The organism is Dongia rigui (assembly GCF_034044635.1).
Lineage (GTDB): Bacteria > Pseudomonadota > Alphaproteobacteria > Dongiales > Dongiaceae > Dongia > Dongia rigui.
Map to the genome: position 1 here is coordinate 12,724 of NZ_JAXCLX010000002.1, position 21,537 is coordinate 34,260.

The following is a 21,537-nucleotide window of genomic DNA, read 5'->3' on the forward strand; positions in this document are numbered from 1 at the left end:
GGGAACCAAATGGATGACGAAAGATGACTGAAGGCGTGGCCCTGGGGGCAACATTGCCGGCGTGGTTGCTCTACCCGACCACGCTGGTGATTCTGCTGATCCTTGCCTATCGCCTGTGGAAGGTGCCGAGCCTCGTTGCCGCTTTTGCCTGCTTTGCTCTGGCTTTCCGTTATCTTGCATCGGCGCATCACACCTTCACCTTCAGCGCCTCGCCCATCGGCCTTTCCTGGAACGCGCTGGGCTCGTCATCAGTCTTTCTGCTGGGCCTGGTGCTGATCCGCGCCCGGCATTTGCTGATCAAGCAGCTCATTCCCTGCTATGTCATCATTGCCATCGTCGTCGTCAGCGGACTTGCCAACCACACCATCCCCAAGATCATCGATGTGGGGGTCAAATTCGGCTACCTCGTGATCATGACGATCAGCGTCTATGAAGGTCTGCAGGCGCTGGGCGAGAAGCGGATGACCAATCTGCTGCTCTGGGCGTTCATCACGCCGCTGGGCTGCCAGGCTCTGTCGGTCGTCTTCCATGTGGTCAAGGCCAGCGAGGGCGACGGATCGGTCAGCTATATCGGCGGCTATAACCATGAGGCAGCCTTTTCGATCGTGTTGGCAACGGGACTTCTCATCGCCTGCTTTGCCACAGGCATGTCGGTCTGGCGCCGCTCGCTGATCTTGCTCATCTTCATGGGCGGGATCATCGCCGCCAATTACCGCACCGCGATCCTCGCTTTCGCACCGCTGATTGTGACCCAGTTCAACCTGGATATCCTTGGCCGCTTCTCGCCGCGCCAGCGCACCATCATTGCCGTGGTGCTGATCAGCGTCAGTTCGGTGGCCGTGATCGCCGTCGGCTGGGTGTTCCGTGAGCGGTTCCAGGACATCGTGACGGTCCTTGAATCGGTCGATGATCTGATGAAGCCGCAGAACGAATATACGCAGGAACAGAAGGAACTGCTGTCGGCGCGGCCCTATATCTGGAGCGGGTATATCGACGCCTATATCAAGGGCGGCGCGAAGGTGCATCTCTTAGGGTTTGGTCCCGATTCCTGGATCGGTGTCATGAACGTCTATGCCCACAACACCCTGATCTCGGCGATCTACGAGTATGGGGTGTTCGGCGTCGTCGCCTTCCTCATGCTGTGGGCCACCATGTTCTATACGGCGTTGCTGACGCCAGCCGGCGTGCGCGGCAAGCTGATTGCGGCGCATGCCAGCTTCCTGCTGCTCAACATGGCGACAATGCCGCATTGGATGCTGGAAGGAGACATTCTCTATGGCGTGCTGTGCGGCTATACGCTCTTCATGCTGCATCGGCCGGCAGCGATGCGAAAGCCGTCGGCTGGCAAAGCCGAAAAGCTCGGACAATGGGGCGGCGCGCAGACCGCTGCGCCGCGCCCGCGCCCCAACATCCTGAAGCCTTAGTTCTTCTTCAGATCTTCCGAGAGTTTGAGAGCGTCTTCGACGCCACGGAACTTCGGTTCGCCGCTGAGCGCACCGGCCAACACGGTCTTGGCCTTGTCGTTCAGCTTCTTCTGCGACAGGGCCAAGGCGTAGTGATAGAGCATCTGCTGGTCGGTCGGCGCCATTGAGCTCGCCTTCCCCAGCAGGATCGTGGCGTCACTGATATTCCCCAGGCGCAGTTGAACCCAGCCCAGCGTGTCGATCAGTGTCGCATTATTGCTGTTGCGGAAGGGCTCGGCGAGGACACGGGCGCGGTCAAGCTGCTTCTTGTCGGCCGGCCAGATATCGGCAATGAGCTGCGCCAGATTGTTCGAGGCGACGACATTGCCGGGCCACCGGGTCAAGACACTTTCATAAGCGGTGCGCGCCTTTTCATAGTCGCCGGCGATTTCGTAGGCAATGGAGACGCTTTCGGCGACCAGGCTGTCATTGGGGAAGGCCTTGGCCGCCTGTTCGAGAATGGCGATCGTCCCGGCCTTGTCGCCGCGCTGCTTCAGGAGCAGCGAGAGGTTGAGATAGGCGCTGCGGTTGTTGGGTGCCGCGGCGATGGCCCGGCGCAACAGGTCCTCGGCACCTTTGCCTTCGCCCTCGCGCTGCTGCAGGTTGGCCAGCAGAACCAGGGCATCCGCATCGTTTGGATTCTTGGCAATGCGGTCAGTGAGCATTTTTCGCGCCTCTTCCTGGCCGTCCGTGCTGCCGCTGCCCTGGTCGGACTGCCCCTGTGCCGAGGTCAATTTGGGGCCGATGACGGCAAAGTCGCGCCCCATGGCCAGCGCCTGCTTTAGCTCGCTGACGGCCGTGGTGTAATCCTTGCGCACGAGAGCGGCCTCGCCCAGGACTTGGTGGCCGGCTGCCGCCGTGGCCGGGTTGGCGAGCAGGCTCTGCCCGATAAGCTCGCCCTTATCCCATTGCAGCGAATAAATCAGGATCTGTGCCTTGCTCACCAGCAATTCCGGCTGGTCCGGACGCAAGGCAATCGCGGCATCGAGGTGCTGCACAGCTTCGACCGGCGATTTCGTGGCCAGAAGGCCGGCAAGCTTCAAGCGCGCCTCGACATTTTCCGGCGCCACCGTGACCAGCGAGCGCAATGTGGCGACGGCAAGTTCGGGCTCATTGGTGGCGATATAGGTCTGGGCGAGGAGGCTGAGCCCAAGGGGCGACGTGGGGTCCTCGCTCAGCAGGGACCGGGCGTCGGAAATGGTGTCGTCATAGCGGGCGCGGGAAAAATAGATGCTGGCGCGCTGGGTCAGTGCATTGCGGTTGCCGCTGTCTTCTTTGAGGATGGCATTGAGCTGGGCGAGGGCATCGTCCTCCTTGCCGCGAAGTTGCGTGATGCGGGCCAATTCGGCACGTGCATCGAGCTTGTCCGACAGGTTGGCCAGGCGCTCGATGAGCGGCGTCAGGATATTCTCGGCCGCATCCAATTGACCGGCCTTGATGTTGAGCCGCGCCAGCAGCAGGTCGTAACTGGCGGTCTTGGGGGCGGTCTTCACCAGGGCCGCGACTTCGTCGATCGCCTTCTGGGCGCCAAGGCTGCGCTCCAGAAAATCGGCATAGGCGTTGATGAGCAGCGTCGGCGTGGCGCTCTTGCCGATCGCCTGGCGGAAGATCTCCTGCGCCTCGGGCAGCTTGCCGTCCTGGCGCAGATGATCGGCCAGTTCCAGCACGTAGCGGGGGTTGTCCGGCTGCATCGCCATCAGCTTGCGCAGCACATCATTGGCTTCTGCAACGCGCCCCTCGTCGCGCAAGAGTTTCAGCTTAACGCTCCACAGCTGCGCGTTGGCCTGATCGGCGGCGAGGCCCTGATCGATGAAGGCGGCGGCCTCGTCGAACCGCTTCTGCCGCGCCCGCTGGCTGGCCAGCACGATGAGCGTGTCTGGATCGTTGGGCTTGAGCGCCAAAGCGGCTTGCGCCTCGATCTCGACATCGGCGTATTTGCCCTCCATCAGCAGCGCGGCGGCGCGCAAGGTATGGCCTTCGGCGCTGGTCGGGTCGATGGCGATGAGCTTGTCGGCGTGCAGCAGGGCCTTTTCCGGATCGGCGCCCATCAACGCGTACTGCCCCAGCTTGCGCTGGGCATCGGCATGCTTTGGGTCCTGCAGCGAAACTTCCTGGAAAGCGGCAAGGGCCGCCGGCAGATTGCCCTGGCGCTCCAGAATGAGGCCGACATAGTAGCGGGCCTCGACGCCGCGCGGATTGATCTGCAGGGCGTTGCGAAACTCCAAAATTGCCTTCACGAGATCGCCGCTTTCGTAAAGCGTCTTGCCGCTCTCGATATGCTTGGCCTCGCGCTCCTGCGGCGAGCCGCAGGCCGCTACCAAAAGGAGCGTGGCAAACAGAAATTTGCGCAGGAGCGCGGCGGCGGGAATCATGTAAGTCCTTTTAGAAATATTTGGCGACAGAACCGTTACGGGAGATTGTCGGGGATTCTTAGCTGCACGGCCGCTCAGCCGCCGGCGTAAGATCCTTTGCCCGTCCTGCATCGCCTTGTTGGCGTCTAAATCATGCGAATGACGGACATGTGTCAAGAAGCGGAGAAGGGACTGCGCAAAAGATGAGCAGTGCTGCTCAAGACGTAGTCAAATCGGGCCTTTTTCGTATGTTCGCGCGAGAAAAATGTCACAGCAAAAGCTCAGAGTCACCACAGCACGTGTCGTCGCCAAATGGTAGCTTGCACTTACGATAAATTGTCGGCATCAATGCACCATGTGACAAGTTTTGAGAGTCGCCCTTCAGGCGTTCGATGGCTTGCGTGATTAACGGTTACCGTCAGAAACGGCAGGGAAAACATGAAAAAGATAATTGCTTTGCTCTTCGCTGCTGGCCTCTCGCTTGGCGTTGCCCATACGCCGGCCAAGGCTTCCAACTTCGATCTCGGTGCGCTCAGTGCTGATACTTCCGGGTTCGTTGCGAACTTCGGCAGCAACATCACGACGTTTACCGATACCATCGCTTTCTCACTTGCTGGTGTGAGCAACGCGCTGGTTGGTTCGATCGAGGACCTCAACAACATTTTCGGCCAGGTCGTCGACAGCTTCAATTTCTCGCTCGATCTTTTCAAAGTCGGCGATGACACGACGCTCGGCCACTATACCGACGCGACCGGCACGGGCATCAGCTTCAACTATGCCGATCTTGCGGCGGGCGATTACTTCTTCCGCATCACCGGCGACAGCTCGCCCAAGGGCAACGCCTATAACTACCACTTCAACGTCAAGGTGACGGAGACCCCGATCCCGCCGGCGCTGCTGCTGTTCGGCACCGCGCTGGGTGGCATGGGCTTTGCCGCTTACCGCAAGCGCAAGGCCGCCGCGCAGGCCTAAACGCGCCCGCGTCTGGTTTCCTACTTCCTGCTGTTCGGTGAAACCCCCAGCGTTCGTCTGGGGGTTTTTCTTTGGGTCCTTGCGTTGCCGACCTCAGTCGCGCACGTAAGACAAGTACGAGGTTTTCTGAATGGGTGTGTTGGTCACCGGCGCCGCCGGCTTTATCGGATCCTTTGTCGCCCGCGCGCTGCTGGGTCGCGGCGAAACGGTCATCGGGGTCGATAACCTCAACACCTATTATGATGTCAGCCTGAAGGAAGGCCGTCTCGCCGGGCTGGTGCAGCACCCCAATTTCCGCTTCGTCCGTGCGGATATCGCCGATCAGCAAGGCTTGCTCAAGGCCTTGCAGCCGCATCTGGCTGCGCTCGACCGGATCGTGCATCTGGCGGCGCAGGCCGGCGTCAGGCATTCGATTGAGAAGCCACTCGACTATCTCAATGCCAATCTGGGTGGACATCTGCACTTGCTGGAGTTGGCCCGTGGCGTGCCGAATCTGCGCCACATGGTCTATGCGAGTTCCAGCTCGGTCTACGGTGCCAGCCAGCGCATTCCTTTTTCGCTGGACGATCCCGTGGATCAGCCGGTGTCGCTCTATGCCGCCACCAAGCGGGCGGATGAGCTGATGAGCGCCTCCTATGCCAGCCTCTACAAGATTCCGTTGACGGGCTTGCGTTTCTTCACGGTCTATGGCCCTGCCGGCCGGCCCGACATGGCCTATTTCAAGTTCACCCAGGCGATACTGGCCGGGCGCCCCATCGATGTGAACGGGGATGGTAGCCAGAGCCGTGATTTCACTTATGTCGACGACATCGTGGACGGCGTCATCGCGGCGCTTGATCGCCCGCCCGCCGGCACCATTCCGCACCGCTTGTTCAACCTCGGCGACGACCAGCCGGAAAAGCTGTCGCATCTCATCGCCCTCATCGAAGAGGCGTGCGGCCGCCGCGCCCAGATCAATTACCTGCCGCCCTCGCCAGGGGATGTGCCGGCAACCTGGGCCGACATTTCAGCAAGCCGGGCGGAACTCGATTACGCGCCGAAGGTTCCACTTGCCGAAGGTGTGAAGCGCTTCGTTGAGTGGTATCGGCGCCACGCGGCGCAACCAGACGTCGCAGCACTGGCTGGGTAGCCCGGGGCGGCGGCGGGCATTTTAACCACCACAATGCTGTGGTTCGGTTGAGAAAGTGTCGACGAAATTCGAGCGTTGGCGGAGATTCAGATTTGTCTCGCCCCATCTCCACAGGAAACACTTATCAGCGCGCGGCGAGATGGCTATAGTTCGACTTCGCACTTGCAGCAATTGCCGCCGCGCGACGGGCGGCGACGAAGGAGTTCACCATGGAGCAGATTGAAAAAGCGATGGCGCGTGCACGCGAATCGCGTGCTGGCAATCTGAAGCAGTTCCGCCCCGCCAACAGCCCCGGCGGGCGGGCCTCCATCAATGGCGTGGCGCCTGCCTATACGGAAACCGTCGTGGCACCGCTCGATGCGCGGCGCATGAACGAGGAGCGCCTGGTAGCCGACGCGCTTGGCCACCCGGTCTCGGATACCTACAGCCTGCTGCGCACCCAGGTGCTGCAGCGCCTGCGCGCCAACAACATGAATTCGCTGGCCATCACCAGCCCGGAAAGCGGTGCTGGCGTCACGACCACGGCCGCCAATCTGGCGCTGGCAATCGCGCTCGACGTCAACCAGACGGTGCTGCTGGTCGATCTCAATCTGCGCGATCCCGGCATTGCGCAAAAATTCCGCATCACGCCGCCCGCTGGCATCGATGACTACCTCCATGGCGAGGCCGACCTCAAGGATTGCCTGGTCAGCCCCGGCGTGCCGCGGCTCGTGATCCTCGGCGCCCGCATTCCGAATGGCGAAGCGGCCGAGGTTTTGAGTTCGCCGCGCATGGCAGCACTCGCACGCGAACTGCACAGCCGCTATCACGACCGCATCATCATCTATGACCTGCCGCCGCTCATTCCTTCGGGCGATACGCTGGGCTTTCTGCCCAATGTCGAAGCCGTGCTGCTGGTCGCGCGCAGTGGCAAGACCACGAAGAGCGAGTTGGAGAAGTCGGCGCGGCTCCTCGGCCAGAAGCCGATCGTGGGAACATTGCTCAATGCACATTGAGCGGAGGTCGGCTGGGGTAGGCTGCCATGTATGAAGACTTCTTCGGGCTCAACGAGAAGCCGTTCTCGCTGTTGCCGGATCCCGATTTCCTATTCCTGAGCAGCAAGCATTCGCTGGCGCTCAACATGCTTGAATACAGCCTGGCGGGCCAAGCCGGTTTCTGCGCGATCACGGGCGAGATCGGGTCGGGCAAGACGACACTGATCCGGGCGCTGCTGCGCCGCATGGACCGCGATATCCGCCTTGGCCTGATTTCCAACACGCATAGCTCGCTCACCGACATCGCCTCCTGGGCGCTGAGTGCGTTTGGGCGCAGTCCTGCCGGCAAGTCGCGTGCCGAGATCCACCAGGACCTGATGCTGTTCCTGATCGAGGAATACGGTGCCGGCAAGCGCTCGGTGCTCATCGTCGACGAGGCGCAGAACTTGACGATCGAGGCGCTGGAGGAGTTGCGCCTGCTTTCCAACATCAATGCCGACAAGGATCTGCTGCTGCAGATCATCCTGGTCGGGCAGCCGGAACTGCTGGAAAAACTGCGCCGGCCGGAACTGTGCCAGTTCGCGCAGCGCATCAGCGTTTCCTATCATCTGGCGCCGCTGACCTGCGCCGAGACGCTGCATTACATCACGCATCGCCTGCGCGTTGCCGGCACCACGGCGCCGATTTTCAACGACATGGCGGTGGGCGGCATTCAATACTTCTCGGGCGGCGTGCCGCGACTCATCAACTCGATCTGCGACATGGCCATGGTCTATGCCTATGCCGACCAGGTGCGCGAGGTCGATCTCGACCACATTTTCCGTGTCGTCGGCGACCGTATGAGCAATGGCGTGTCGGTTTTCGCCGGCATTGGCGGCCCGGAAGATCCGGCCGCGGTGCGCGAGATTACCGCCCTCATTCGCGCGGCTGCCGAGGCGCGGGCGACCTTGCCGGCGCCGGCCCTGCCGCAGCCAGAGCCGGCACCTGAACCGGCACCGGCCCGGCGCCGCCAGCTCGTCGCCAATGATTTCGGCAACGGCTATGCGTCGATCACTGCGCAACAGGCAGAAACGCGTCCGTCATGGTTCCGGCGTACCTTCCTGCGGGCCAATTGAAGCGAGCGGGATGTGGTGGAAACAGCGCAGAGCATCAACAGTGACGGAACGGCAGGGGTGACCGGCCAAGCGCCGCAGCGCACCAAGGTGCTGGTCGTCAGCATGGCCGATGCGCTCGACCGGCAGCACCGGTTCAGCGATCGCGCGAGTGCAGCGGTGGTTCCGTGGCGCTTTTTTTCCGCCTATTCCAAGCTGCATCCCCATCTGGTTTATGACGAGACCGAAGCGCTGCTGGCCCATGGCCGCCCGCTGCGTCCCGGCGAACTCGGCTGCTATTCCAGCCATTACGCGATCTGGGAACAGCTGGTCGCCGATGACGATGCCGATCAGTATGTCGTTCTGGAAGACGACGTGATCGTGGATTGGGAATATCTGAAAAAGATCATCGACGCCGATCTGTCTCCCATGAAGATCGATTATCTGCGTCTTTACTACAAATACCCGGTCAGGCAGATCGTGCTGATGAACGCCTTCGTCGACCGGTCGCGTTCGCTGGTGGAGCTGTCGGATTTCGCCTATGGCACGCAAGGGTACCTGATCACCAAGGCGGCGGCGGTGCGTCTGCTGATGCATTGCCGTGTGGTCAGGCGACCGATCGATGACGAGCTTGACCGCAGCTGGGCGCATGGCGTGCGGAATCTCTCCGTGTTTCCTTTTCCGCTCATCGAGGAATCGGGCGCATCGACCATCGGCGCCAGCCGCTTCGAGAAATATCCCATGCCGGCGCATTTGCGCGTCCGGCGCCGCATTCATCGCTTCGTCGAGCGCATGCGGCTAAGAAAGGCAAAGGCGATTCGCCGGCTCCGACATGCGTTCGCAAATTGAGTTGCCCCGCAAACCCGATCTGACGGACGAGGTCCCGGTGGTCGGCAAAGAAGAAGAAACGAGGCAGGCGGCGGTGGCGACGGAAGACGACGGGCAGGGAACGTATAATCGCGACCTTAAGCGCAGAACGCGAATCTCCATTGTCTGGACGGCGCTGCGGCTCGCGTCGAACCAGTTCTTCGCCTTCGTGGTGTTTGTCGTGCTGGCGCGGCTGCTGTCGCCGCATGACATCGGCACGTTTGCCATCGTCACGCTATTTTCCGAATTCAGCCGCATCCTTGCCAATGGCGGCATGACGAGTTACATCGCCCGCGCCAAGGTACTGACGCCGGAACTCCAGGACACGATCTTCTGGACCAATATGGCGCTGGCCTGCATCACGTCGGTGATCGTCATTGCCCTGGCCGAACCGGTCCTTGGTCTCATCGGCCAGCCTTTTGCCGCCGGCCCGCTGATGGTGGTGGCGGCATTGCTGCCAATCGTTGCCGCGGGTGCCTCGCATGCCGCGGTCTGCATGCGCCAGTTCAGCCACAAGTCGCTGGCCATCCGCTCGGCGATCAGCGGCACACTTGGCGGTGCGGCGGCGATTGCCGCGGCCTATGCTGGCTGGGGCATTTGGAGCCTGGTGGTGCAGCGCGTCGTCACCGAGATCCTCAATACGCTGGTGTCGTGGCAGGCCTATCGCTGGATGCCGGGCCGGCAGTTCAGCCGCGATTCCTTGCGCGAGATCTGGGGCTTCGGCTCCAACCTCGCGTTCGCGCAGATCGTCTTCCTGTTCCTGGTGCGTATCCAGGACCTGGTCATCGGCGCCACGATCGGCGCCGCCGCTGTCGGTATCTATCGTACTGCCTGGCGCATGACCGAACTGGTGACGAACGGCGCCATTCAGCCCTTCACGACGGTCGCCATCCAGACATTCTCGCGCTTGCAGGACAACCGCGCCGACCTCATCAAGGCCTATCGCGGCATGATCCTCGCCAGCTCCATGGTTTCGTTTCCGGCGCTGGTCGGGTTCGGCATCATCGCCCCGGATGCGGTGCCGGTCATCTATGGCGAGCAATGGGTGGCATCGGGCGTTCTGGCACAGATATTTGCCCTGATGGTGGTGCCCTTTACGCTCAATTACTTCGCCTCGCCGATGCTGAGCGCCATCGGTCGTGGCTCGGACATGCGGACGCTTTCGCTCATCCAGCTGGGATTGACGCTGGTCATGACCTGGGCAGCGGCACCCTACGGGATCGTGGCGGTCGCTGCCGCCTATGTCGCCCGCGCCTACATCACCTTTCCGATCAATCTGTGGCTGCTGAAGCGGCGCGCGGGCATCGGCTACAAGGAAACGGTGCGGGCCAGCCTGCCGCCGTTCCTGGCATCCTGTCTGATGGGTGTCGGTGTCTGGAGCTTCATGCATTTCGCCCGGCCCTACATTGCCCAGCCACTCCATCTCGTTATGGGCGGTGTCGCCATCGGCATGCCGCTCTATGCGATTTTCCTGCCCGTCCTGTCGCGCGATGCGCGTGGCGTGATCGGGCGCAAGCTCAAGAAGTTGCGCGGCAAATAGCCGGCGAAAGGGATCAAGGATGTCAGAAGTCGTCAGCAGCAAGGCACTGATCGCCGGATTGCAAGAGAAGATCGACACCGTGGTGCGGCCGCTCATTCCGGAAGGCCGCATCTCGCTGGTCGACTTCCCCAATTATGCCAATGTCGGGGACTCAGCGATCTGGCTGGGCCAGATCGAATTCCTGCGCCAGCGTCTGGGCGTCACACCGAGCTATGGCGCCACCATCGACAGCTATTCGCGCGAGGCATTGCTGGCCGCCGCGCCGGACGGGCCGATTCTGATCAATGGTGGCGGTAATTTCGGCACGATCTGGCCGCGGCATCATGATTTCATTTTGCGCCTGCTCCGCGAGCATCCGGGCCGGCCGATGGTCCTGCTGCCGCAATCGCTGCATTTCGACCCACCGGAAGCAGCCGATGAAGTGGCGCGCGCGATGGAGAAACACGGTCGCTTCACCATGGTGGTGCGCGATCAAAAGTCGCTGGCCTTCGCCCGCCAGAAATTCCCCTGTGATGTGCATCTGGCACCCGACATGGCGTTCTTCATCGGTGCCACGCAGCCGCGCCGCCCGAAGGACAACTTCCTGTTCCTGATGCGCTCCGACAAGGAGAAGGTCGAGGGCCAGGAGATGCCGAGCATTCCCGAAGGCGGCGACGTTACCGACTGGCTGGAGGAATCGCGCCGGCGCCTGCGCATCTCGCGCTGGATGGGGCGCCTCAGCGGCATCATGCGCGGCGGCAACGGCAGGATCAGCGCCTATAACGCCCTGGCGCTCAACCGCTATTGGCGGGGCGTCGAGATTCTGTCGCGTGGCCGCGTCGTCATCACGGATCGTCTGCATGCCCATATCATGTCGACGCTGCTCGATATCCCGCATGTGGCGCTCGACAATTCCTATGGCAAGGTCGGCGGCTTCATCGAGGCCTGGACCAAGCCCTATGCCGGCTTGCGTCGCGCGACGACCATGGACGAAGCGCTGGCGGCCGGCCGGACCCTGCTTGCCACCATGCCGCAATGTGCGGCGCGCTGAGACGCGCCGTCCTGACAAAGGAAACAGGCATGACCGGATCTTCCCCACAGCGCCGTCGCGTGGCTTTCATCATCAATTCCCTGGCCGGCGGCGGTGCCGAACGCGTCATGTGCACCCTATTGCGGGCCTCGGAAGAAGAACGGCGCGATGTCGACATCACACTGATCCTGCTCGACCAGGAGCCAGCCGCCTATACCGTGCCGGATTGGGTGCGTATCGAACAGCTGGATTGCCGGCATTCCTTTGCCCGGAGCCTGGGGCAGCTCTTCACGGCGCTGCGGCGCCTGCGCCCGGATGTCGTGCTGAGCTTCCTCACGCGTGCCAATATTGCGGCGGCACTCGCTTGCCGGGCCTTAGGGATTGCAGCGGTGATCAGCGAGCGCGTCAACACCAGCAGCCATCTGGGCACGGGTGGTGGGGCGATGGTGGCGCGCCTGCTCGTTCGCCTTTGCTATCCACTGGCGCGCAAGATCATCGCCGTTTCGCCGGGCGTCGCGGACGATCTTGCCGACGCCTTCGGGATTGCGCGGGCGAAGCTGATGGTGATTGCCAACCCGGTCGATCTCGACGGTATCCGGCGCCAGGGCGACGAGGCGCCAGCGGTCGTTCCCGGCGTGCCTTACATCATGGCGATGGGCCGACTGGTCCCCAATAAGAACTTCGCCATGCTGATCGAAGCCTATGCGCAGGCCGAGATGAGCGAGCAACTCTTCATCTTCGGGGAGGGGGGCGAGCGTGAGAATCTGCAGGGGCTCATCGGCAAGCTCGGCCTGGAGGGGCGTGTGCATTTGCCCGGTTTCTGCGCCAATCCATATGCCATCCTCAAGCATGCGGCACTCTTCGTGCTGCCGTCCAATGCCGAGGGGTTTCCCAACAGCCTCCTTGAAGCAATGAGCCTGCGGGTGCCGGTCGTCTCAACCAATTGCCTCTCCGGTCCGGCCGAAGTGCTGGCCGACGTGGCGCGGGAACGGGTTACTGAACCGGTCACCTTTGCGCCGCACGGCATTCTCGTGACACCCGACAATGTGGCCGATATGGCCCAGGGTCTCCGCGCCATGAAGGATCCTGAGCGGCGGGCGAGCTATGCCGAGAAGGCGGAACGCCGTGCCGCCGATTTCAGCGTCGCGCGCGCCAAGAACGCTTATTGGGATGCCTTGCGGGCGGAGATGACACCGCCGGCCGCGGCATCCGGGGCACCGCTGCGCGCTCAGTAGCCCTCTGACCCGCCCCAGGTCGGCAGCGCGTAGCGGAAGGTGAGGTAGACCGAGTTCGACATCGCGTCTTCGTTGCTTTCGTCATAGAGCTTGTAGCGGAAGCGGTATTCGGCAACGAGGCTGAGTTCGTCGGTGATCGCCCAGGAGAGCGACGGGCGCAGCGCGGCATAACGCGATTCCTCATTGCCGGTGCTTTCGCCTTCCAGGCTGAAATAGTCGAATGTGTCGACGTAATCGAGATTGAAGCCCAGTGATGTCAGCCGCGTCAGCTTGTGATCGACGCCAAAGCTCAGCCGGTTGCGCGTGGTCTGGTCACCATCACTCGACGGCTCGGAATTGTGCGAGAACGAGAACCGGCCCGACGTGAGGTCATCAAGGTCATAGCGCGCGTTGAAGCGCAGGCGATAACCGAGGCCGCCGCCATCCGAATTGTTGTCATCACCCTCGCCGGTGCTCTGGCCGCTCTCGATGCTGTAACCGAGACCAGCGGCACCACTGAGGGAGAGGCGCTCCGACGGTTCATAGGCATAGCCGACGAGGGCGCTGACCGTGTCGGTCATCCGGTCGCCGGGTTCGTCGGGGATGAAGCGGAAATAGCTGACATTGGCGGTGAATTGATCGACCTCGCTCAGGCGGTGGCCCCAGTCGAGCGTGCCGCCGAAATACTGATAGTCGGTCTTTTCGACATCATCATAGGCGGCCGAACTGTAACTGCCGCCCAGGGTCATCTGGTCGACCGGCGACAGCAGATAGGTCCAACTGGGGCGAACGTCCCAAAAGGTAATGCCGATCTTCTTGTCGATGAAGCGATCGGTCTGTTCCTGTTCGGATTTCAGCGTCGTGTCGCGCACGAAGCTGCCGCCCAGTTTCAGCGTGCTGCGCTCGGTCACCTGCTGGGTGACGCCGAGGCGCAGGCGCTGGTCCTGCGAATTGAATTCCGAATGGTTGATGTATTCGTTGAAATCGAACTTGCCATCGATCCAGACATTGAGCGTCGGCGCATTGCGCTCTAACCGCAACACCGGCGAGGTGACGAAGCCGAACGTCTCGATCTCGTTCTCGCGGCCGAGCAGCAGGTTGTCGCTATAGAGAAACTGCTGCGAGATGCTGGTGTCGAGCGTCCATTGCTGGGCCTGTGCCGACCCGCCGAGCCAAGGCAACAGCAAGGCTGCACCGACGAACAGGGCGCGCATGCTGACCGTGCCCCGCAGAGCGTCCCCCGGTCCCCGCACTAGAAGCCGAACCCGGCTTGCGGCACCACGACAACGTCGCCGCCCTTCAGCAGGATGTTGCTTTCCAGGTTTTGTCCGTCTTCGAGCTGCGAGTAGTCGAACGGAATAGCGCTTTGCTTGCCGGCGGCGTCGCGACGCAGGATCTTGATCTCGTCCTTGCCGGCAAAGGGGGTGAGGCCGCCAGCAAGGCTCAAGGCCTGCAGGACGTCGAGGCGCGTATCGAAGGCGAAGGTGCCCGGCGCCTTCACCTGGCCGATGACCGAAATGGAGTTGCCGACCGCCTTGCGCATCGACACGGTGACTTCGCTGTCGGTGAGATTGGGGAAGAACTGGCTCTGGCGCAGATTGTCGGCGATCTTGGCCTGCAGTTCCTGGAGCGTGAGGTCGAGGGCATTGATGTTGCCGGCGAGCGGGAAGGACAGCCAGCCATCGGGCTGAACCACGACGTCCTGGTTGAGGTTCTGCTCACCGTAAACGGCGATGTGCAGCTGATCGCCGCCGTTGATGCGGTACGTGCCATCTTCGGCGCTGGCGGCACCGGCGGCACAGGCGAAAAGGATGGCATACAGGGACAGCGCGAGTTTTCGCAGCATAGACGACCTCATGAGATGGATCTTAGTACCCAAAGCGGGTGGATGGTCAGAGGAACTCCCTGGCGCATGCACTTTAGAGTCATGGTCGGCTGTGTGTAAAGAATCCAGGGGGTGAAGCTTGAGCGGCGGGCCAGCGCGAATCATCGCGGGCCGCCAGCCACTCATTCATGAACGGTCGCGCCAGCGATGGCACGCAACATTTCGGGGACGTGACAAAAAATCCACACTTTTTGAGAAATTGGGAACCGGAATAGCCGCGCTGCGTTCTGGGTGGGCTCGACGCGTTTGCATAATCTTACGGCAGCGTTGAGTAAAAAATAGCCACGGCATTTCTCTGCTTCCCAGTAATTGTGAGTTTGTCGGAAATAATTCGACACTTTTCGGCGAAAGACGCGATTTTCTCTCAAGCTTGTTACACCCAAGGCCATCGACTTCGAACATGATCCCCCTCACCGAAAAAACGAGGAGATCGAGGAATTGTCGCTTGGCCCTTCTGCCGCACTGCGGTAGGCTCTCTTCGCTATTGCGATGAAGCGTCGGCCGGCGTCCGGTGATCTCGAGGGTGCTACGGCTTAATTACTCATAACCGACTGCAAATTGTGATGAAAAATACAAAAAAAAGAGCACCGGTTACTGCTTCTATGGGAGAGGGGTCGGCCGTTCAGGGGAGAATGACAGGTGTCGCCATGCTGCAACTGCACATTGCTCCGAATATGCGTTCCAGTCAGATTGTCGCCGCGCCCGCCAATGATGTAGAGGCGCGTCGATTCAACAGTATCCGCTTCATCCCGCGCGATCCGCGGTTGGGCGGGGTACTTCTGGCGGTCTGTGACATTTCTGTGTTCTTCGTCGCGATGGCCGCAATATCGGGCCTGTTACTGTACTCGCAGATCGAATTACTGCAGACGAACTTGCCCCACTTCTTCGTGACGGCCGCATTGAGCTTCTTCTTGGCTCATGCATTCGCGCAATCCTACAAGGCGGAGAGCCTGTCGCGGATCTCGAAGATCTCGCGCACGGAATTCATCCTGAAGCCCGCCCTTCTCACTGGGGCGGCTGCGGGTTTCGCCTATGGCTTGGAGACGCTGCTCGGCCGGGGCACCCCGATCGTCAGCAATTTGCCGCTGTCGGCCCTGCCGGCTGAAGCCTATTTCGCCCTGTTTGCCACGGTGGGTGTCGCCCTTGAGCGCGGGGCCGCCTATGGCCTGCTCAGCCGGTTGCAGGCCGCAGGCCATCTCGCCACCAATGTCGTCCTGTTCGGTGCCGACGTCATCGGCCAGCGCCTGATGCGCGTCATCAGCGATGATTATGCGGATTCGGTCCAGGTGCGGGGCATCTTCGACGATCGCCTGCAGCGCGTGCCGCGCGACCTGCAGGGAACACCGGTCCGGGGTGGCATCGACCAACTGGTCGATCTCGTCCAGAATGACCCGACCATCGACAAGGTCTTGGTTGCTCTGCCGATGAATGCCGAAGACCGGATTCTGCATCTCCTCGCCAAGCTGCGGCATTTGCCGGTCGATGTGGCACTGGTGCCGGAATTCATCGGCGTGCGTGTCGACAAGCAGGTCATCCGCGACGCCCATCCGCCCATTCTCAATGTCAGCCGCAAGCCGCAATCCGGGCTCGACCGCGTGGTCAAGCGCAGCTTCGACGTGCTCGCGGCTTCAGGCGCCCTCATTGCCTTGTCGCCGCTGCTGCTCGGCTCGGCGCTGGCGATCAAGCTGACCAGTGCCGGCCCGGTCTTCTTCCGCCAGCCGCGCATGGGCTTCAACAATCGCAAGTTCCACGTCTACAAGTTCCGCTCGATGTACACCGATTGCGCGGATCTTGAGGCCAAGCAGCAGACCCAGCGCAACGACAGCCGCATCACCAAGGTCGGCAGTTTCCTGCGCAAGACCAGCATCGACGAGCTGCCGCAGCTCATCAATGTGCTGAAGGGCGACATGTCGCTGGTGGGGCCGCGCCCGCATGCGCTCGGCATGCAGGTGGGCAATCGCCTGTGCGACGAAATCGTGCGCGAGTATGCCGTCCGACATCGGATGAAACCCGGCATCACCGGCTGGGCCCAGGTGCATGGTTTGCGCGGTGCGGTCGATGAGCCGGAAGTGCTCGAGGCGCGCGTTCACCACGACATCTACTACATTGATAACTGGTCGTTCATCTTCGATCTGCGCATCATCCTGATGACGGTGATCGAATTGATCCGGCCGCGCAACGCCTACTGATCCCGCGTGACTTCACTTGATCAACTGCCGGCGTGCGGCCGGGCAGGCGGGGGTTCTGTCCCCAAATCGCCCGCGAAATTGCCTCACCCGCGCTGCAATCGCCATGGCGCGATCCGCAATCCTGCCATCATTCCCGACAAATCTGCTCCGGACATGTTTGACCTTGGCCCATATGCCTGACCTTGGAAGATAAGGAGCTCCCGTGACCACTTTGTCGACGCTGCTGGCCCGGCAACCGCAGATCACCACCGGCGATGATGTTGCCGCGGCCCTCCATGTCGCCATCATCATGGATGGCAACGGCCGCTGGGCGCAGAAGCGCGGGCTGCCGCGCACCATGGGCCATTATTATGGTGCCGAAGCAGCGCGCAAGGTTGTGCGGGCAGCAGGCGAATTGGGGGTCACCCATCTCACCCTGTTCGGCTTCTCCTCGGAGAACTGGCGCCGCCCGAAGCCGGAGATCGATTATCTCATGAGCCTGCTGCGCGGCTATCTGCGCAAGGATGTGGCGAGCCTCCACGAGAACCGCGTGCGCCTCAAGGTGATCGGCGACCGCGCTGGGCTGCCGGCCGACATCGCGACCCTCATCGGCGAGGCCGAAGCGCTGACCGCCGCCAATGACGGCCTTAACCTTACCATCGCCCTCAATTACGGCGGGCGCGCCGATATTGTGGCTGGTGTCCGCCAGCTGGCGCAGGAAGTTGCGGCCGGCAGGCTTGATCCGGCTATGATCGACGAGGCCAGCGTCGGGGCGGCATTGCCCAGCGCGGCCCTGCCGGACCCGGACCTCCTCATCCGCACCAGCGGTGAGCAACGGGTCAGCAATTTCCTGTTGTGGCAGCTGGCCTATACGGAAATGCTCTTTGTCGAGCGCTATTGGCCGGATTTCTCGGGCGAGGACCTCAAGGCGGCCCTTGCCGAATTCAGCCACCGAGATCGCCGCTTTGGCGGCGCTGTGTCAAGATAACGGAACGGGCGGCAACGAAGCCTAAGCCCCAGAAGACAGGATGAAAGTATGAAGATTGCGGTCATTGGTACCGGTTATGTGGGTCTGGTTTCCGGCGCCTGCTTCTCGGAATTCGGCTTCGACGTGGTCTGCGTCGACCAGGACGCTGGAAAGATCGAGCAGCTGAAAGCCGGCAAGATTCCGATCTATGAGCCGGAGCTCGATACGCTGGTGAAGCGCAACACCGAGCGCGGTCGCCTCTCCTTCACGACCGATCTGCCGGAAGCCATGGTCGGCGCTGGCGCCGTCTTCATTGCGGTCGGCACGCCGAGCCGTCGTGGCGATGGCCATGCCGATCTTTCCTATGTCTATGCGGCGGCAGAGACCATCGCCAAGGAGATCAAGGACTATACCGTCGTCGTTACCAAATCGACCGTGCCGGTGGGCACCGGGCGCAAGGTGGCCGAAATCATCCGCAAGGCCAATCCGGCCGCCAAATTCGACATGGCCTCGAACCCGGAATTCCTGCGCGAGGGCTCGGCGATCGGCGATTTCATGCGCCCTGACCGTGTCGTCATCGGCTGCGAGACGGAAGAAGCCCGGGCGGTGATGCGCCAACTCTACCGACCGCTGTTCCTCATCGAGACGCCGATCCTCTTCACCAGCCTTGAGACGTCGGAACTCATCAAATATGCGAGCAACGCGTTCCTGGCGCTGAAGATCTCCTTCATCAACCAGATCTCGGATTTGTGCGATCAGGTGGGTGCCAACGTCACCGATGTTTCGCGCGGCATCGGCCTCGACGGGCGCATCGGCTCGAAGTTCCTGCACCCGGGGCCGGGCTATGGCGGCTCGTGCTTCCCGAAGGACACGCTGGCCTTGATGAAGACGGCGCGCGACGCGCATGCGCCGATCTCGCTGGTCGAGGCGACGGTCAGCTATAACGATGCGCGCAAGGTCCAGATGGCCGACCGCATCTCCACGGCGCTCAATGGCGACGTGAAGGGCAAGACCGTGGCGGTGCTGGGCTTGACCTTCAAGCCCAATACCGACGACATGCGCGATGCCCCCAGCCTGGTCATCATCCCGGAATTGCTGAAGCGCGGTGCCAAGATCCAGGCCCACGACCCGGTCGGCACCGAGGAAGCGCGCAAGCACATGCCGGATATCGATTACTGCGAGGACCCCTACCAGACGATGGTGGGTGCCGATGCGCTGGTCATCGTCACCGAGTGGAACAGCTACCGCGCCCTCGACCTTGCCAAGGTCAAGAAGCTGCTGAAGGCGCCGATCGTGATCGATTTGCGCAACATTTATCGCCCCGATGAAATGGCGCAGTTCGGCTTCAACTACACCAGTCTCGGCCGGCCGCGCACGATCTGAGTGCGACTTGTCTGGAAAGATGAAAAGGAGGGCACGGCCATGAAGATTCTCGTGACCGGCGGCGCGGGTTATATCGGCAGTCACACCTGCCTGGCGCTGGCTGATATGGGCTTCGAGCCGGTGACCTTCGACAGCCTCGTCACGGGCCATGAATGGGCCGTGCAATGGGGGCCGCTGGAGAAAGGCGACGTCCGCGACCAGGATCTGGTCTCCGCCGTTCTGGAAAAGCATCGGATCGAGGCCGTGCTCCATTTCGCGGCCTTGTCGTTGGTGGCGCAATCGGTTGCCGAACCCTTGCGCTATTACGACAACAACGTTGCCGGCACCTTGTCGCTGCTCGCTGCGATGAAGCGCAGCGGCGTGCGCAAACTGGTCTTCTCCAGCACCTGCGCCGTCTATGGCGTGCCACCCAGCCTGCCGATCCGCGAGGACATGCCGACGGCACCGATCAACCCCTATGGCCGCACCAAGCTCGCGGCCGAGAACGCCATCATGGATGCGGCGCAAGCGGGGCAGATCGACGCCGTGGTTCTGCGCTATTTCAACGCCGCCGGTGCCGATGCGGCGTTGCGCATCGGCGAGGCGCATGTGCATGAAAGCCATCTCATACCCTTGGCCGTACACGCAGCGCTGCTGAAGAGCGAACCCTTGCGTGTCTTTGGTACCGATTACGACACGCCGGACGGCACGTGCCTGCGCGACTACATCCACGTGACGGATCTGGCCCAGGCCCATGTCGCGGCGCTCAACTTCATCATGGGGCATTCGCGTGGCCATCGCTTCAATCTGGGCACCGGCAAGCCAGCATCGGTGCGCCAGGTGATGAAGGCGGTCGAAGCCGCCACAGGTCGTCCCGTGCCGCACAGCGAAGCGCCGCGCCGCGAGGGCGATCCCATGTCCCTTTATGCCGCGATCGATCTGGCGCGGGAAAAGCTCGGCTGGGAGCCGCAGCATCTCGATATCGTCGACATTGTCCGCAGCGCCGTCGATTGGGACGCGAAATACACCGCCGACCTTGCCAAGACGGCCTGATGACCTATCTGCGGCACCTGAGCTTGGCGTTGCTCCTGCTGGCGATCGCCACCGTCCTTTACGGTTCGCTGGCGCCGAGCCTTGCGCCCCCGGGCGGCGGGGTGATCGACAAGTTCGAGCATGCCGGTGCCTATGGCGTGTTGTCTGTGCTGGCTTTGCTGGCCTTCGAGACGCGGCGGCGGCAGATCGTTGCCCTCGTCTTTCTCTTCTGCCTCGGCATCGCGATTGAGTTGATGCAGGGTTATCTCGGCGGGCGCGAAGCCTCGGCGCTCGACCAGGCCGCCAATACCTTGGGCATTCTGCTGGCCACCAGCGGCTACTTCTGGGCGATGCGCCGCCGCTTTGCCTGAGCAAATCTGTCCAAATAGTCTGACAATTCCCTTGATCCGCCGCCCCCACTTCTAGGATGATCTGCCGCCGCCATGCGGGCGGGATGACGCGGCCAAGGCCCTGGTGCAACAGGGCAGGGCAAAGGGGAGAGCCATGCTGACCGAAAGCTTCGAAGTCTTCGACGACCGTTTCCGCCGTTATGCCGGTGGCTGCGTGCATCTGGAAAAGCTCTATACCGGTTGCCGCTGGGCCGAGGGTCCGGCCTATTTCGCTGCCGGCCGCTATCTCGTCTGGTCCGACATCCCCAATGACCGCATCATGCGCTGGGACGAGACGGATGGTTCGGTCTCCGTTTTTCGCGCACCGGCCATGAATACCAACGGCCACACTGTCGACCGCGAAGGGCGCCTGGTCTCCTGCGAGCATCGCGGTCGCTGCGTCTCACGCATCGAGCATGACGGCTCGCGCACGGTCCTGGTCTCGCATTACCAGGGCAAGAAGCTGAATTCGCCCAATGATGTCGTGGTGAAATCCGACGGCACCATCTGGTTCACCGACCCCAGCTATGGCATCGACAGCGAATATGAAGGCGATGCGGCGCCGTCTGAACTCGGCGGTGCCTGCCATGTCTATCGCTTCGACCCCGCGACCAAGGACCTCACCGCGGTCGCCACAGATTTTGAAAAGCCTAATGGGCTTGCGTTCTCGCCGGACGAGGGGCTGCTCTATGTCGCCGACACCGGTGCCACCCATGTGCCGAACGGGCCGCGCCACATTCGCCGCTTCCGTGTCAATGCCGACGGCAAATCGCTCAGTGGTGGCGAGAAATTCGCGGAATGCCAGGTAGGTTTGTTCGACGGCTTCCGCATCGATGTCCATGGCAATATCTGGACCAGCACCGGTGCCGGCGTCGATTGCTATGCCCCCGACGGCACCTTGATCGGCCGCGTGCGGGTGCCAGAAGTGGTCGCTAATGTCTGCTTCGGCGGGCCGAAGCGGAACCGCCTGTTCATCTGTGGCACGACGTCGCTCTATGCGATCTATGTCAACACGCAAGGGGCATTGCGACCCCAGCACTGAGGCTTCGGCCCGCGAGCTTTCCGCGCAAGCGCGCAAGATAAGCTCGTTCGCTCTGACCAACCGCAGCCGGATAAACGAACGC

At 62.0% G+C, this 21,537-nt stretch carries 18 protein-coding genes; 15 read left to right on the top strand and 3 right to left on the bottom strand.

Going from position 1 to position 21,537, the window contains the following annotated elements:
* Positions 1 to 23 precede the first annotated feature (23 nt).
* Positions 24 to 1,424 (top strand): O-antigen ligase family protein, encoded by a 1,401-nt coding sequence (locus SMD31_RS11535; RefSeq protein WP_320501039.1) that lies wholly within the window; start codon positions 24 to 26, stop codon positions 1,422 to 1,424.
* Here the strand turns inward: SMD31_RS11535 and SMD31_RS11540 are convergent.
* Positions 1,421 to 3,835, bottom strand: a complete 2,415-nt coding sequence (locus SMD31_RS11540; RefSeq protein ID WP_320501041.1) for a tetratricopeptide repeat protein — start codon at positions 3,833 to 3,835, stop codon at positions 1,421 to 1,423. The two genes, SMD31_RS11535 and SMD31_RS11540, sit on opposite strands and share 4 nt — an antisense overlap.
* Positions 3,836 to 4,252: 417 nt before the next feature.
* Here SMD31_RS11540 and SMD31_RS11545 point away from each other — a divergent pair, with 417 nt between their 5' ends.
* The 8 genes from SMD31_RS11545 to SMD31_RS11580 all read left to right on the top strand — a co-directional run bounded on the left by SMD31_RS11545 (position 4,253) and on the right by SMD31_RS11580 (position 12,631).
* On the top strand, positions 4,253 to 4,786 hold the full coding sequence (locus SMD31_RS11545) for a hypothetical protein (protein WP_320501042.1): 534 nt from the start codon (positions 4,253 to 4,255) through the stop codon (positions 4,784 to 4,786).
* Between the two features lie 130 nt (positions 4,787 to 4,916).
* The gene (locus tag SMD31_RS11550; protein WP_320501043.1) at positions 4,917 to 5,915 is read left to right on the top strand and encodes an NAD-dependent epimerase/dehydratase family protein; all 999 of its coding nucleotides are present in this window, start codon (positions 4,917 to 4,919) and stop codon (positions 5,913 to 5,915) included.
* A 209-nt stretch (positions 5,916 to 6,124) separates the two neighbouring features.
* Complete coding sequence (locus tag SMD31_RS11555) at positions 6,125 to 6,910, top strand: CpsD/CapB family tyrosine-protein kinase (RefSeq protein WP_320501044.1); 786 nt, start codon at positions 6,125 to 6,127, stop codon at positions 6,908 to 6,910.
* Between the two features lie 26 nt (positions 6,911 to 6,936).
* Positions 6,937 to 8,004: an ExeA family protein gene (locus SMD31_RS11560; protein WP_320501045.1), complete on the top strand. Its 1,068-nt coding sequence runs from the start codon at positions 6,937 to 6,939 to the stop codon at positions 8,002 to 8,004.
* 57 nt (positions 8,005 to 8,061) lie between these two features.
* Positions 8,062 to 8,829 carry a glycosyltransferase family 25 protein gene (locus SMD31_RS11565; protein ID WP_320501046.1) on the top strand — a complete coding sequence of 256 codons (768 nt, stop codon included), beginning with the start codon at positions 8,062 to 8,064 and terminating at the stop codon, positions 8,827 to 8,829.
* Positions 8,813 to 10,387 (top strand): lipopolysaccharide biosynthesis protein, encoded by a 1,575-nt coding sequence (locus SMD31_RS11570; RefSeq protein WP_320501047.1) that lies wholly within the window; start codon positions 8,813 to 8,815, stop codon positions 10,385 to 10,387. Before SMD31_RS11565 ends, SMD31_RS11570 begins: the two co-directional genes overlap by 17 nt.
* A gap of 19 nt (positions 10,388 to 10,406) precedes the next feature.
* Positions 10,407 to 11,417, top strand: a complete 1,011-nt coding sequence (locus SMD31_RS11575) for a polysaccharide pyruvyl transferase family protein (protein ID WP_320501048.1) — start codon at positions 10,407 to 10,409, stop codon at positions 11,415 to 11,417.
* Between the two features lie 29 nt (positions 11,418 to 11,446).
* Positions 11,447 to 12,631: a glycosyltransferase gene (locus SMD31_RS11580; protein WP_320501049.1), complete on the top strand. Its 1,185-nt coding sequence runs from the start codon at positions 11,447 to 11,449 to the stop codon at positions 12,629 to 12,631.
* Here the strand turns inward: SMD31_RS11580 and SMD31_RS11585 are convergent.
* The gene (locus SMD31_RS11585; protein ID WP_320501050.1) at positions 12,625 to 13,824 is read right to left on the bottom strand and encodes a hypothetical protein; all 1,200 of its coding nucleotides are present in this window, start codon (positions 13,822 to 13,824) and stop codon (positions 12,625 to 12,627) included. The two genes, SMD31_RS11580 and SMD31_RS11585, sit on opposite strands and share 7 nt — an antisense overlap.
* Before the next feature lie 38 nt (positions 13,825 to 13,862).
* On the bottom strand, positions 13,863 to 14,456 hold the full coding sequence (locus tag SMD31_RS11590) for a polysaccharide biosynthesis/export family protein (protein ID WP_320501051.1): 594 nt from the start codon (positions 14,454 to 14,456) through the stop codon (positions 13,863 to 13,865).
* A gap of 713 nt (positions 14,457 to 15,169) precedes the next feature.
* Between SMD31_RS11590 and SMD31_RS11595 the strand changes: the two genes are divergently transcribed.
* The 6 genes from SMD31_RS11595 (at position 15,170) to SMD31_RS11620 (ending at position 21,455) form a co-directional block, all read left to right on the top strand.
* Positions 15,170 to 16,684 carry an undecaprenyl-phosphate glucose phosphotransferase gene (locus SMD31_RS11595; protein ID WP_320501052.1) on the top strand — a complete coding sequence of 505 codons (1,515 nt, stop codon included), beginning with the start codon at positions 15,170 to 15,172 and terminating at the stop codon, positions 16,682 to 16,684.
* 211 nt (positions 16,685 to 16,895) lie between these two features.
* Positions 16,896 to 17,651, top strand: a complete 756-nt coding sequence (locus SMD31_RS11600; RefSeq protein WP_320501843.1) for an isoprenyl transferase — start codon at positions 16,896 to 16,898, stop codon at positions 17,649 to 17,651.
* Positions 17,652 to 17,699: 48 nt separating this feature from the next.
* The gene (locus SMD31_RS11605; protein WP_320501053.1) at positions 17,700 to 19,013 is read left to right on the top strand and encodes a UDP-glucose dehydrogenase family protein; all 1,314 of its coding nucleotides are present in this window, start codon (positions 17,700 to 17,702) and stop codon (positions 19,011 to 19,013) included.
* 39 nt (positions 19,014 to 19,052) lie between these two features.
* Positions 19,053 to 20,045, top strand: a complete 993-nt coding sequence (galE, locus tag SMD31_RS11610; RefSeq protein WP_320501054.1) for a UDP-glucose 4-epimerase GalE — start codon at positions 19,053 to 19,055, stop codon at positions 20,043 to 20,045.
* Positions 20,045 to 20,395: a VanZ family protein gene (locus tag SMD31_RS11615; protein ID WP_320501055.1), complete on the top strand. Its 351-nt coding sequence runs from the start codon at positions 20,045 to 20,047 to the stop codon at positions 20,393 to 20,395. The genes galE and SMD31_RS11615 overlap by 1 nt, the downstream gene beginning before the upstream one ends.
* Before the next feature lie 133 nt (positions 20,396 to 20,528).
* Entirely contained in the window at positions 20,529 to 21,455 is a 927-nt protein-coding gene (locus tag SMD31_RS11620; RefSeq protein WP_320501056.1) for an SMP-30/gluconolactonase/LRE family protein, read from the top strand.
* The last annotated feature ends 82 nt before the right edge of the window (positions 21,456 to 21,537 follow it).